Annotated in this window: 10 protein-coding genes and 1 riboswitch; of the genes, 9 read left to right on the top strand and 1 reads right to left on the bottom strand. The window is 48.2% G+C overall.

Translation table 11 applies throughout. From position 1 onward, the window contains the following. Nucleotides 1–67 precede the first annotated feature (67 nt). The 7 genes from ACTRXF_RS09210 to ACTRXF_RS09180 all read left to right on the top strand — a co-directional run bounded on the left by ACTRXF_RS09210 (nt 68) and on the right by ACTRXF_RS09180 (nt 9,306). A complete protein-coding gene (locus ACTRXF_RS09210; RefSeq protein WP_474278821.1) occupies nt 68–517 on the top strand; it encodes an Lrp/AsnC family transcriptional regulator in 450 nt (149 codons plus the stop codon). A gap of 89 nt (nt 518–606) precedes the next feature. Beyond that, a complete protein-coding gene (locus ACTRXF_RS09205) occupies nt 607–1,566 on the top strand; it encodes an AAA family ATPase (protein WP_474262584.1) in 960 nt (319 codons plus the stop codon). Then, nucleotides 1,563–2,747, top strand: a complete 1,185-nt coding sequence (locus tag ACTRXF_RS09200; RefSeq protein ID WP_474278819.1) for a DUF58 domain-containing protein — start codon at nt 1,563–1,565, stop codon at nt 2,745–2,747. The genes ACTRXF_RS09205 and ACTRXF_RS09200 overlap by 4 nt, the downstream gene beginning before the upstream one ends. 15 nt (nt 2,748–2,762) lie before the next feature. After that, the gene (locus ACTRXF_RS09195; RefSeq protein WP_474278817.1) at nt 2,763–4,916 is read left to right on the top strand and encodes a transglutaminase TgpA family protein; all 2,154 of its coding nucleotides are present in this window, start codon (nt 2,763–2,765) and stop codon (nt 4,914–4,916) included. Between the two features lie 31 nt (nt 4,917–4,947). Next, nucleotides 4,948–5,048: riboswitch (purine riboswitch) on the top strand. A 208-nt stretch (nt 5,049–5,256) separates the two neighbouring features. Beyond that, on the top strand, nt 5,257–6,801 hold the full coding sequence (guaA, locus tag ACTRXF_RS09190) for a glutamine-hydrolyzing GMP synthase (RefSeq protein ID WP_474262478.1): 1,545 nt from the start codon (nt 5,257–5,259) through the stop codon (nt 6,799–6,801). Between the two features lie 88 nt (nt 6,802–6,889). Further along, nucleotides 6,890–8,203 (top strand): NCS2 family permease, encoded by a 1,314-nt coding sequence (locus ACTRXF_RS09185; protein ID WP_474262477.1) that lies wholly within the window; start codon nt 6,890–6,892, stop codon nt 8,201–8,203. Nucleotides 8,204–8,310: 107 nt separating this feature from the next. Then, the gene (locus ACTRXF_RS09180) at nt 8,311–9,306 is read left to right on the top strand and encodes an acrylyl-CoA reductase family protein (protein WP_474278815.1); all 996 of its coding nucleotides are present in this window, start codon (nt 8,311–8,313) and stop codon (nt 9,304–9,306) included. Nucleotides 9,307–9,312: 6 nt separating this feature from the next. Here the strand turns inward: ACTRXF_RS09180 and ACTRXF_RS09175 are convergent, their stop codons facing one another. Further along, a complete protein-coding gene (locus ACTRXF_RS09175) occupies nt 9,313–9,909 on the bottom strand; it encodes a DNA-3-methyladenine glycosylase (RefSeq protein WP_474278814.1) in 597 nt (198 codons plus the stop codon). 162 nt (nt 9,910–10,071) lie between these two features. On the opposite strand from ACTRXF_RS09175, the gene ACTRXF_RS09170 reads away from it, so the two are divergent. Both ACTRXF_RS09170 and ACTRXF_RS09165 read left to right on the top strand, forming a co-directional pair. Then, nucleotides 10,072–10,959 carry a nuclease-related domain-containing protein gene (locus tag ACTRXF_RS09170; RefSeq protein WP_322526102.1) on the top strand — a complete coding sequence of 296 codons (888 nt, stop codon included), beginning with the start codon at nt 10,072–10,074 and terminating at the stop codon, nt 10,957–10,959. A gap of 209 nt (nt 10,960–11,168) precedes the next feature. Then, the gene (locus ACTRXF_RS09165) at nt 11,169–12,758 is read left to right on the top strand and encodes a diguanylate cyclase (RefSeq protein ID WP_474278812.1); all 1,590 of its coding nucleotides are present in this window, start codon (nt 11,169–11,171) and stop codon (nt 12,756–12,758) included. Nucleotides 12,759–12,767 lie beyond the last annotated feature (9 nt).

The raw sequence follows: 12,767 nt of genomic DNA, 5'->3' as shown, positions 1-12,767 counted from the left end.
TAAAAATATTAAAAATGAATACATATCATATAATTTACATTCAAAAAGAAAGGTGAAGTGCGTTTGAATGGATCATATTGATGTTGAAATGCTCGAGATGCTTCAGGAGGACGGAAGAATATCAGTAAGTGATTTATCCAAGAAATTAAACTTAAGCCGTCCAAGCGTTTCTGAACGAATGACAAGGCTGCAGGAGAGAGGAATTATTGATCACTTCAGTGCAGTGGTTTCCCCGGAAGCTGTGGGCCGGGATACGCTTCTGATGATCCAGGTGAGCGAACTGAAGGATACGATCCCCCGTTTTGAAAAAATGATTGCAGAGGATACACGGGTACTGGAATGCCACCGGGTGACTGGGGAAGTAAGCTATTTTATTAAAGCAGCGGTAGAAGGAATGGACAGCCTGAGAGAGCTTGTTGATACCCTGATCTCCTACGGAAATATTAATACGTCAATTGTGTTGAAATCGCCGGTGGAGCGGAGAAAAATACTGCCCGAAAACCGGGAGCAGGGATAGTCGGTTTTCTTTCTAGGGGTGGGTAATTGTGATAAGATTAATATGATTTAGAGAGCGAGAGCATATAAAGTAGGGGGAGAAAGATATTGGTGAACGAACGTGAAGCGTTGCAGCGTGTCATCGAAAACGTGCAGCAGGTCGTGGTCGGAAAAAAAGCTGAAATTGAATTAAGCCTGACAGCGCTCCTGGCCCGTGGGCATATCCTGCTTGAAGATGTGCCCGGCGTGGGAAAGACGATGATGGTGCGGGCAATTGCCAAATCCATTGGCGCGAGTTTTAAACGGATACAATTCACCCCGGACCTCCTCCCATCAGATGTTACAGGTGTGTCTATATATAACCAGCGGACGATGGAGTTTGAATTCCGTCCCGGTCCATTAATGGGAAACGTTCTGCTCGCAGACGAGATTAACCGTACTTCCCCGAAAACGCAGTCAGCCCTTCTCGAAGCGCTGGAGGAAAAAAGCGTAACAGTGGACGGCGAAACGAGAAGCCTCGAACGTTTATTTTTTGTAATGGCCACACAGAATCCGGTAGAGTACGGGGGGACGTATCCTCTGCCGGAAGCCCAGCTCGATCGTTTCCTGTTTAAGCTCCGGCTCGGCTATCCGACAGAAGAGCAGGAGATAGAAGTGCTCGAGCGCGTGGAATTCACCCATCCGATTGATGAGCTTTCCTCTGTAATGAGTCTTGAAGACGTTTTAAAGGCTCAGGAACTCGTGAAAAACGTGCATGTAGACCAGTCAGTGAAACAGTATATTGTTTCCATCGTGCGGGAAAGCAGAAACCACCGCGATATTTATCTTGGCGTCAGTCCAAGAGGGTCAATTGCGCTGATGAAGGTGTCACAGGCATATGCTTTTGTGAGAGGAAGAGACTATGTGACTCCGGATGACGTGAAGTATCTTGCGCCATTTGTTATGGGTCACCGTCTTATTCTGCAGACAGACCAGCAGATGGCGGATAAAGACGGGGAAACTGTAGTGCGGGACATTTTATCGAGTGTGCGTGTGCCGGCATCAGACAGTGATTCGGCGGTACGCCCATGACTCGGTTTTTAAAAATCGGAAGAAAAGTAATGCAGCTGGCAGCTGTTGTGGCTGCATTAGCTGTATTATTTATTTACGCTATGTTTCAGGGAGGCTTTGTAAGCTGGTTTTTATTTTACAGTGTGACAACTCTTGCGGTAATGCAATTATTATTGTTAATTTATCCACTTCGTTCTTTAAAGGCAGAGCGTAGGCTGACAGCTGAGATGCTTTCATTCAACGGCTCTGCAGAAGTCGAGGTTACGCTGAAAAAAAGAATTCCTTTTCCACTGATATATGTAAAAATCCGGGATCACCAGCCGTACGGAATCAGGGACTGGGAAACGTCTGCTGAAACCCTGGTGTTCCCTTTTTTTCAAAGAGAGGCCTCCTATTCTTACAGTATTAGGGGCAGACGGAGGGGAAAGCACACCATCGACTATCTCCGAGTTCGCTCCGGTGATCTGTTTGGCTTTGTGGAGAAGGATTATGATATTCCAGTTTCTTCCACGTTAGTGGTGCTTCCAAGAATGAGAAAATTAGCGAACTGGAATACAGCGGCAGATAACTCCTCGGAAGCAGTATCGCTGTCGCAGCGGCTGCAAAGCGAATCTGTGAATGTAGCAGGAGTTCGCGATTACACTCCCGGGGACCGGATGGCAAACATTGACTGGAAGGTAACGGCCCGGGCCGGAAAGCTTGTCACGAAAGAATTTGAATCCGAAAAAGGAGAGGGTTATTTTCTGCTGCTTGAAAACGCCGTTGATATAACGTCTGAATTATTTGAAACCGCGGTGGAATTTGCTGCTTCTTTGACGGAGTATGCCTATCAGATGAAAATGCCGATTGGCTGCGGGGTGACGGCTTCCGAACAGGTCCTGCAGCAACCAGGAACCTCGAAAGAGCATTTTCAGCGTATTTATCAGAGTCTGGCGTATGTAGAATTGAATACAGAAGCAGGGACCTCACCGTTTTTACGCCAGGCCCCGGGGCTTGAAGCATTAATTTATGTTACCCCGGTACTTTCTGAAATTAGAATTAAAGAATTAAAACAGTGGGCCGGCCAGAAGCGTTCCATCATTGTAGCGCTGCTTTCTGATGAAAGCGGAGTCTCGCGCCGCGAAGGTGTGGAAGCACTGCGGCATACCAATATTCATATCTACTATATTCAGCCGGGCGAGGATGGTTTTGAATTGTTATAGAGGAGGCATAATTATTTGGTTAAACCGGAGCATACCTGGAAAAAGTTGATTGTTTATATTCTTGGTTATTTCCTGCTGGCAGAATGGCTGCTGCCTCTGCCGGAAGCTACCGGGACAGGTTCAGTTACTGTATTTATGGTTGTTTCTGCCGCCTTTTTTGTTGTCATTTATCTGCGTCCACCCTGGTGGACGATTATTGGCATCGTACTTTTGGTCATACTGACAGGCATAAACACTGTTTTTTACGAGGAGTCGCTGCTGCAGCCGGGCTGGCTGGTTTCCCTGGCTGCAGAAGTACAGACAAATATTGGTTATATTATCAGCGGCCAGTGGTACGCATTAACTGATATGTTCCGCAGTGTGTTGTTTATGCTTCTGCTCGCTATTATGAGCTATTTGATTTATTTCTGGGTAGTTCAATCCCGCCGGATTTTATTTTTTCTGACGTTTACAATAATTTATATTGGCGTGATGGATACTTTTTTCGAATACGATGGAATGTTTGCGGTAATCCGTACGTTTGTTATAGGATTTTTGCTTTTAGGACTGCTTCAGTGGGATCGTATCGTATCACGCGCGGAAGACAGGCAGGCACAGAGAAAGGTCTTTAGCCGGTGGATGCTGATTATGGCTGTCTTTTTGATTATCGCCGGGGGCGTTGGCGTGCTTGCTCCCAAAAGTGAACCACGGTGGCCTGACCCCGTTCCGTTTTTAACGTGGGGAGAAAGCAGCACCGGAAGCAGCCAGGGCGTACAGAAGATTGGCTATGACGATACCGATCAACGCCTGGGCGGCGGATTTCAAATGAGTGATATGCCGGTGTTTACTGCCTCCGGTGATATTAACGGCTACTGGCGGGGCGAAGCTAAAAATGTTTACACCGGTCTTGGGTGGGAAGTAGATGCCCCTGATGAGACGTCTTCTGAGGCCGGCTTATACAATGAGAGTATCGAGACGGAAGAACAGGAAGTAAACGTTGAAATGGCAGAAACCCAGGAATTTGATTTTGCCTTTTATCCGGGTTCGTTTCTTTCTATTGAAGAAGACATAGAAGCATCGGTAGATACCTGGACAACCCAGGCGGAATTTGAGACTGGCGGGGAGCCGGCGTCGTTAACGAATTATACGGTGGCGTATGAAACGGCGGATTTCCCCGTAGAGCAGATGAGTGCTGTTACTGATGACTCAGAAGACCCGGATGAAGTAACAGAATACTTCACACAGCTTCCGGACGATCTCCCGGGAGAAATTCAGGAGCTCGCCGAAGACCTTACCGAGGAAGATGATAACCGTTATGCAAAGGCAAGAGCGGTGGAAAGGTATTTGCGCGGTCCGGATTTTTCCTATCAAACGACAAACATCCCGGCTCCCTCGGAAGGCGGGGATTATGTCAGCCAGTTTTTGTTTGAATCACGGACCGGGTACTGCGACAATTACTCGACTTCGATGGCGGTGCTGCTCCGGACGCTGGATATACCGACACGCTGGGTAAAAGGGTTCACGGAAGGTGACCAGGCTCCGGGAAATGAAAACCAGGTGGAGGTCACCAATGAAAATGCGCATTCCTGGGTGGAAGTGTATTTTCCGGAGGTCGGATGGGTCCCGTTTGAACCGACGAAAGGTTTTTCTTCAGAGTTTAATTACACGTATGAAAACAATGAAGCCTCGGAAGAAGCACCTGAAATTGAAGATGAGCCGACGGAGGAAGAAGCAGAAGCACCCGAAGAAGAGGAAACAACTCCTGAATCAGAAGAAGAGAACGAAGAAGAGCAGGAGGATACATCCGGGGGCGCCGGCATTGACTGGAGACTTCCGCTGTGGCCCTTTTTTGCAGCGGTTGTCCTCCTCCTTGGAGCCGGCTGGCTTTTCCGGAGGAAGCTGTTGGCCAGCTATCTTCTTTTCAAATACCGGCATATGCACTCCGATGCAGAGTTTCAAAGTGCCTATCAGGCACTGATAAGGCTGCTGCGGACAGCGCGCGTGAAACGAACCAATGGGGAAACACTGCGGGAATTTTCCGGGCGGGTGAATGACATTTATGGCAGCGGTGATATGGAACCACTGACTGAAAAATACGAACGTCTGTATTACGGGCGTAAAACCGGAGACGGAGCCGAACCGGAAACAGTTGCTGCATGGAAACGACTGGTAAAGAAAATCCGTTCTTGACCGGCTCATGACGGGCTGTTAAAATTTATTTCATGTTTACAGGTGAATACCTCGTATAGTTTGGGATCAGGCCCAAATGTCTCTACCCGGCCGCCGGAAAATGGCTGGACTACGAGGGCAGTGAAGGACAGAAAGCGGCCGAAGCGCCGCCGTTTGTCCCCAGTTAAAAAGCTGCTTTCGTATAATGCGAAAGCAGCTTTTTTAGTCTGTAAAAAAAAGACTTTCATTAAAGTGTTTGACGTACGCCCGGCAATCGAAAACAGATAGTTGCCCGGAAGCAGGCATTCCTTTAAAGTGAACCTTGCACGTACATATTTGAAAACAGTTAGGGGTAGAAGCGATGAGCGTAGGAAATATCAGTGAAACGATTATTGTTCTGGACTTTGGCGGCCAGTATAATCAATTGATTACACGCAGAATCAGAGATCTCGGTGTTTTTAGTGAACTTCATCCGAACACAATCAGTGCAGAAAAAATTAAAGAATTAAATCCAGCGGGAATTATCTTTTCCGGCGGCCCGAACAGCGCGTATGTTGAAGGCGCGCTCACCTGTGATCCCGCTATTTTTGACCTTGACATTCCTATACTGGGTATCTGCTATGGGATGCAGCTGATGACGCTGCATTACGGCGGAAAAGTGGAAAAAGCCCAGCATCGGGAATACGGCAAGGCGGATATTCATGTGCAGGCGAATCCAGTATTATTTGAAGGACTGCCCAAAACCCAGAGCGTGTGGATGAGTCACGGCGACTTAATTGTTGAGCCACCAGAAGGTTTTACGGTCGACGCGACCAGTCCGTCATGCCCGGTAGCTTCCATGAGTGCTCCGGAGAAGAAAATGTACGGCGTTCAGTTCCATCCTGAAGTACGCCACACCCAGTTTGGCGATGATATCCTGAAAAACTTTGCCTACCGGGTCTGCGGATGCTCGAATGAATGGACGATGGCTAACTTTATCGATGAGCAGGTGGAAATTATCCGGGAACAGGTAGGCAGCCGTAATGTGCTGTGTGCGTTGAGCGGCGGTGTGGACAGCTCGGTAGCTGCGGCGCTTGTACACAAAGCGATCGGAGATCAGCTTACATGCATGTTTATTGATCACGGCCTGCTGCGTAAAGAGGAAGCGACAGGCGTCATGGAGTCTCTCGGACGCGGATTCCAAATGAATATCGTGAAAATAGACGCGGCCAAACGTTTTCTCGATCAGCTCGAAGGAGTGAGCGATCCGGAGCAAAAACGGAAGATTATCGGAAATGAATTTATCTACGTGTTTGAAGAAGAGGCAGGAAAGCTTGAAAACGTGGATTTTCTTGTCCAGGGCACGCTTTATACTGACGTCATTGAAAGTGGTACGGACACAGCTCAGACGATTAAGTCACACCATAATGTCGGCGGACTGCCGGAAGATATGAAATTCGATCTGATCGAGCCTCTGAATACGCTGTTTAAAGACGAAGTCCGCAAGCTCGGAACGGAGCTCGGAGTGCCGGATGAAATCGTGTGGCGCCAGCCATTCCCTGGACCGGGACTTGGCATTCGCGTACTCGGGGAAATTACGGAGCAGAAGCTCGAAATTGTCCGGGAATCGGATTATATTTTACGGGAGGAAATCAAGAATGCCGGTCTCGACCGGGAAATCTGGCAGTATTTTACGGCGCTTCCGGATATGCGGAGCGTTGGCGTAATGGGAGACAGCCGGACATATGATTACACTGTCGGAATCCGCGCGGTCACTTCAATTGATGGTATGACTTCGGACTGGGCCCGTATTCCATATGACGTTCTTGAAAAAATTTCCACCAGAATTGTCAATGAGGTGCAGCACGTCAACCGTGTCGTGTACGATATTACGTCTAAGCCGCCTTCGACCATTGAATGGGAGTAGGGGCTTGTGCGGTAAGCATTTAGTAAGTATATAATAGAAGCAGAGAGATTTTTGCCTGGGGAGAGCAAAGAGAGGAAGAGATAAGAGGATGGATCGTTTTTTTGAATTTACAAAGAATGAGACGAACTACAAGAAAGAATCGTTAGCCGGTTTAACGACTTTCCTTGCGATGGCGTATATTTTATTCGTCAACCCCAGTATTTTAGCCGAAGCCGGAATGAATGAGGCCGCCGTGTTTGTAGCGACAGCCCTGGCAGCAGCCATCGGGACACTGATCATGGGGCTGCTTGCCAGGTATCCGATTGCTCTGGCACCGGGGATGGGGCTCAATGCCTTTTTTACATATTCCGTTGTGCTGACAATGGGGATCCCCTGGGAGCTTGCTTTATTTGGGGTATTCTGCTCCGGAATGATCTTTATTGGTTTAACGACATTTGGCATTAGAGAAAAAATTATTAACGCAATTCCGGAGGAACTGAAATATGCGGTTTCTGCTGGTATTGGGCTGTTTATTGCTTTTGTCGGTCTGCAGGGAGCGCAGATTGTGGTGGCTGATGAGTCTACTCTTGTCACGCTTGGCACACTTACTTCCGGACCGGCTGCTCTTGCGGCTTTCGGACTGGTTGTTACCGTCATACTGATGACCCTTGGTATCCGTGGAGGTATTTTTTACGGGATGGTGATTACAGCTCTGGCTGGTATTTTGGTGGGTCAGATTCAGCCTCCGGGTCAGATTGTCTCCGGGGTGCCCAGCATCGCACCGACATTCGGGGCTGCTTTCACCTCTCTTACAGACTTTTCGTGGGATTCAAGCTTCATTATTGGGTTTATCGTAGTTGTTCTTACATTTTTGTTTGTCGACTTTTTTGATACTGCTGGAACTTTGTTTGCAGTAGCCAACCAGGCCGGCTTCGTAAAAGATAACAAACTGCCGCGTGCCGGGCGAGCCCTGGTGGCGGATTCATCTGCTACCGTGATCGGCTCGATTCTTGGAACGTCTACAACAACAGCATATATTGAGTCCTCAGCGGGCGTAGCTGTCGGAGGGCGCACCGGATTTGCTTCGATTATTACGGCACTGCTGTTTCTTGCCGCTTTGTTTTTCTCGCCGCTTCTCGGCGTGGTAACAAGTGCTGTAACGGCTCCCGCTCTTATTATTGTAGGGGCGCTGATGGTATCGTCGCTTCGCTTAATTGAGTGGCAGCGTCTCGAAATTGCCGTGCCTGCCTTTTTAACCGTCGTCTCGATGCCGCTCACCTACAGTATCGCGACCGGTATTGCCATGGGCTTTATCTTCTATCCGATCACGATGGTGCTGACGGGAAGAGGGAAACAGCTGAATCCGATTATGTACGCTCTGTTTTTTGTATTTATCATCTTTTTCCTGTTTTTAACACCGTAGCAAGCAGCACGTGCTTCCAAAAGGAGGCGCGTGCTTTTTGTTTAGCCCGCATAAAATAAAACTTTTATGGGAATAGGGCAGAAGATCATTTTATGGAGGTGGAAAGTATGAGCACATTTAAGGCGCTGGTCGTGGATAAAAACGATCAGGGAGAAGTTACAAAAGAAGTACGTACACTGGAGGAAAAGGATCTGCCTGAAGGCGACGTCACCATTGATGTACACTATTCAAGCATCAACTATAAAGACGGCCTGGCAGCAGTACCTAAAAGCCAGATTGCACAGGGCTATCCACTGATTCCGGGCATCGATCTCGCCGGCATTGTCGCTTCGTCCAGTGACTCGAGGTATCAGGAGGGCGACGAGGTGCTCGTTACAGGATATGAACTGGGGGTTGCCCATCACGGCGGTTACGCAGAAAAAGCAAGAGTGCCTGCTGACTGGGTGGTAAAACTTCCGGAGGGGATGACTCCGAGAGAAGCCATGATTTTTGGAACTGCCGGGTTTACAGCAGGATTATCGGTCGTGCGCCTGGAAGAGGAAGGAGTCAGACCGGATCAGGGCGAGATTGTTGTAACCGGTGCTACTGGCGGCGTTGGAAGCATGGCTGTAGCGATGCTTCACTCCCTCGGATATGATGTGGCAGCTGTTACCGGGAACGCCGAAGCCCATGATTATCTTCGGAATATTGGGGCAGGACGTATTCTCTCCCGCGAAGATGTAAATCCGGACAAGCGCAAGCCGCTCGGCAAAGCGATGTGGGCCGGGGCCGTCGACCCAGTTGGGGGAGAGACGCTCGCCTACCTGCTGAGTACGATGAAGTATCACGGCACTGCAGCAGTCAGCGGACTTACCGGAGGGACGGACGTGCCTACGACAGTACATCCTTTTATTTTACGTGGTGTGAATCTGGCCGGGATTGATTCGGTGTACTGCCCGGCAGAAAAAAGACAGTATGTATGGAACCGTCTCGCAAGCGACCTGAAAGTACAATCACTGCTTGATACGATTGCAAGCGAGACCACCCTGGATGATTTGGCGGAGAATCTTGACGCTATTTTGGAAAGCCGGATCCAGGGCCGTCGGATCGTCGCTTTGAAATAACAAAACTCAGGCCCTCCATTTGGATACGTAAGGATTTCCGGTTTCAAAGAAGCGCCATGGGTAATGGCGCGCTTTGCCGCTTCCGGAAATACCGACGCGCGGGCCGTTTTCAACTACAGGTTCATAGTCTTTTGGTGACAGATACAGCGGCGGATGGTCAAGTTCATGGCCGTAATAGCTCATATCAATGCCAAGAGCTTTTGTTAACTTGCCGGGGCCGTTTGTCTGCTGAATGCCGCGGACACGGTGCCGGCGTTTTTGAATAAGCTCAAGGCCCGCTACTGGCTCGACAGCACGGATGAGGACAGCCTCCGGAGATTCCTCCACCCCGCTGACGATATTTAGAAGCGCATGGGTATGCATTGTGTACATATATACGTAACCCGGGGGAAAAAACATTACATCCGTCCGCTTTGTTCTGCGGTAATTGTAGCTGTGGGCAGCCCGGTCCACCGGGCCGATATAGGCTTCCGTTTCAACAATTCTGCCGGCTGCAGGACCTTCCGGCGTTTCATGCACAAGTACACAGCCGATCAGGGCCCGGGAGAGTTCGAGTGTCGGTTTTTCGTAAAAATCCTTTGGAACAACAGAATAAAGTGTCATAGGGAAGAATCCTTTCTTTAGGTGTATACGAAAAGGAATATATTGATTATGATAGAAATATAATGTATATAGTTTTACATAGCGAATGAGAAGCGTTTTTTAGTGTACCAAATTCCGGGTCATAGTAAAAATATTAAGGCAGGAGATGGAAGAGGTGCTTATATGGGTATAGCAGTCACGGTTATTATAGCTTTAATCATCATTGGAGCAGTTATTTTAATTCAGCGGGATCAGTATTTGAAAAAAGTCCGGCAGTACGATAGAAAAATGGAAGAGGAAATTGAGGGAAAGAGCTCGCAGTACCGCGAGGATATCCAGGCGATACGCGGCAAATATGAGGAAGAAAAAGGGAAGCTGACGGATTACATTTATCATCTGGAGAAAATCTCACGGGAACCGGAAGAAATGAAAACACATGAACTGCTTCGAAGCATTAAAAATGATCTTGTCGAAGCAAATCAGATTGCTGTGGATGAAATGTTAATTTCCGGACACGTGTACGTTCCGCTCGATGACCGGACGGAGCTTTCGACCCGCCAGGTGGACCACGTCGTTTTGACGAGCCGCGGACTGTATGTGCTTGAAACACAGAAATGGAAAGGCCATATTATTCACGGCGTCAGTAAACACAATGCCGGGACACTTGATTTTGTGCTTGATACGCTGTACCCGGATCTTGAAGAAGACGTGGAAACGACAATGGTTTTTCAAAACACAAGCCGGGGGCATATTCGGTCAGGAACATTTGAAGTACACGACAGTCCGATTGAACATGCCAAAGCGACGGCTTCGATTACAGAAGATTTTCTGCGCAGGGAAAAGCACAATCCGGGCGAAGTGACGCCAATTATTTTCTTTGGCCATTCGAACACGCAGGATGACCGGTTTGTCCAGGACGTGTCGGTGGATGCCTATACGCATCGTTTTACGACAGAAGCAGCACTGCGTGCGTTCTTTCATGAGCAGTTTTCCCAAAATGCGCCCCTGTACTCCCAGGAGCAGCTGTATCAAATGGAACGCTCCATCATTACGACAAATTACGTTTCATAGATGCTTTTATACAGAAGCCGCCCCGGCAATTGCCGGGGCGGTTTTTTATGTTGATTTGCATATGCGTATCTTTTCCGCGTCTGTATAGAAAGATGAAATATTTTCTACTTTTTAAAAATATGGCATTTTTTCTTATATTAAGCTACTTTTGACACGGTAAAATAGTATATAATGGAAAATAGATAATAACGGTTAGAAGGGATATTATTATGGTAAAACAGTATCAGAAAACCTTTATTGCAAATATTAAAAAGCAGTATGAATACTTAGAACATAAGCGGTACAAAGATTTTGACGAAATGTACAGATGGCTTCACACGATCAAAGGCACCGGAGCCACCATCGGACTGGGACGGGCAGCTGAATTGGCGGAGGAAGCGATGCGGGCGCTCGATACAGAGGCTCCCGCAGAAGCCCGGAAGATGTATGCCGAAAAAATCATGAACGTGCTTGGGGAGGAAGGCGAGCCAGAGAAACTTTCCATTTCCTATGACAATTCCGAAGAAGAATCTTCTTTTGTGCTTCTCGGGCATACAGAGCTTTACGTTTTGTATGAAGTGAAGGAGCAGCTTGAGATGCTTGGCCATCACGTGCTGCTTGCTTCTGATCGAAGAAAGCTTATGGAAAAAATAGAGGAATTCCATCCGGAAATAGTTCTTCTCTCGGAAGATTTGGCCGTACGGGGAGAGAAAACGATTATTGAACGTATCAAAGATGCAGCGAGAGATGCTCTGCTGCCTGTCGTGGTATTCTGCAGCGGCGGAATAGATAGAGAAAGAGCAGATAAACTTTATGAAGACGGGGCTTCCTTTGTGATCAAACCGCCATATTCCACGGTTGAAATGGTGCAGGTCATTCACCGCCACCTGGAGTGGCAGGCTCCGATGAAAGAAGCGCTGACGGTGGACGAGTTGACGGGAGCCTATAACCGTAAAATGCTCGAAATGGAGGAAGGGCGACTGTGGGCAGAGTTTAAACGGAGCGGTAAGCCTTTTTCTGTAGCACTGACGGATATTGATCACTTCAAGCAGATTAATGACAGCTACGGACACGATGAAGGGGATCAGGTGCTCAAATGGTTTGTCAGCCATATGCTCTCCCGGAAACGTCCGAGCGATCACTTGATCCGCCTGGGCGGGGACGAATTTTTGTTCATTTTCCAGCAGACATTTTCGGAGGAAACAGAAAAAATCATGAAGCGCCTGCAGCAGTCCTTTGCCGACTTCGTCTCAGAGCGACGCCTGCCGTACCGGCTCGGGTTTACGGCGGGAACGTCTACCGCCACTACTAATCACGCTTCTCTGCAGGAGCTGATCAATGAAGCAGATGCAGCCATGTTTGAAGCAAAGGATTCGGGCCGGAACGCCGTGGTTTCCTATTCTGGTGAAACAACTATCGATCTTCCTTACATAAATGTATTTATTATTGACGATGATGAAGCGATGGCTTCCTTTGTCGCTGACCAGTTTCATCAGTTAAACATAGCGAGGTACCGGATAAGGACAAAGTATTTCCCTTCTGGAGAATCATTTTTTGAAAAAGAAAACTATGAACGCGGCCAGCGGTACTTTGTCGTGCTGGACGTTACTATGCCCGGCATGGACGGGTTTGAAGTGCTTGAAAAACTTCGGGGAAAGTATCCCTCGAGCAACATGATCGTATTAATGCTCACAGGCAACCGGAACGAGGGGGATATTGTTCATGCGCTTGAGCTTGGAGCGGACGATTATTTGATGAAGCCTTTTCGAAAGGAAGAGCTGGTCGCACGTGCGAAGCGATTAATTCAGCGGGTGCTGTAAACAGAAAGG

This window comes from Marinococcus sp. LNHM3E3-2.2 (assembly GCF_056034385.1).
Note: the sequence above shows the minus strand (reverse complement) of the source record. Positions and strands in the feature narration are given on the sequence as shown.

Bases quoted from the DNA above. Each gene is read 5' to 3' on its own strand.
- guaA (WP_474262478.1), top strand. From the start codon at position 5,257: ATGAGCGTAGGAAATATCAGTGAAACGATTATTGTTCTGGACTTTGGC.
- ACTRXF_RS09180 (WP_474278815.1), top strand. From the start codon at position 8,311: ATGAGCACATTTAAGGCGCTGGTCGTGGATAAAAACGATCAGGGAGAA.
- ACTRXF_RS09210 (WP_474278821.1), top strand. From the start codon at position 68: ATGGATCATATTGATGTTGAAATGCTCGAGATGCTTCAGGAGGACGGA.
- ACTRXF_RS09170 (WP_322526102.1), top strand. From the start codon at position 10,072: ATGGGTATAGCAGTCACGGTTATTATAGCTTTAATCATCATTGGAGCA.
- ACTRXF_RS09165 (WP_474278812.1), top strand. From the start codon at position 11,169: ATGGTAAAACAGTATCAGAAAACCTTTATTGCAAATATTAAAAAGCAG.
- ACTRXF_RS09175 (WP_474278814.1), bottom strand. From the start codon at position 9,909: ATGACACTTTATTCTGTTGTTCCAAAGGATTTTTACGAAAAACCGACA.
- ACTRXF_RS09185 (WP_474262477.1), top strand. From the start codon at position 6,890: ATGGATCGTTTTTTTGAATTTACAAAGAATGAGACGAACTACAAGAAA.
- ACTRXF_RS09200 (WP_474278819.1), top strand. From the start codon at position 1,563: ATGACTCGGTTTTTAAAAATCGGAAGAAAAGTAATGCAGCTGGCAGCT.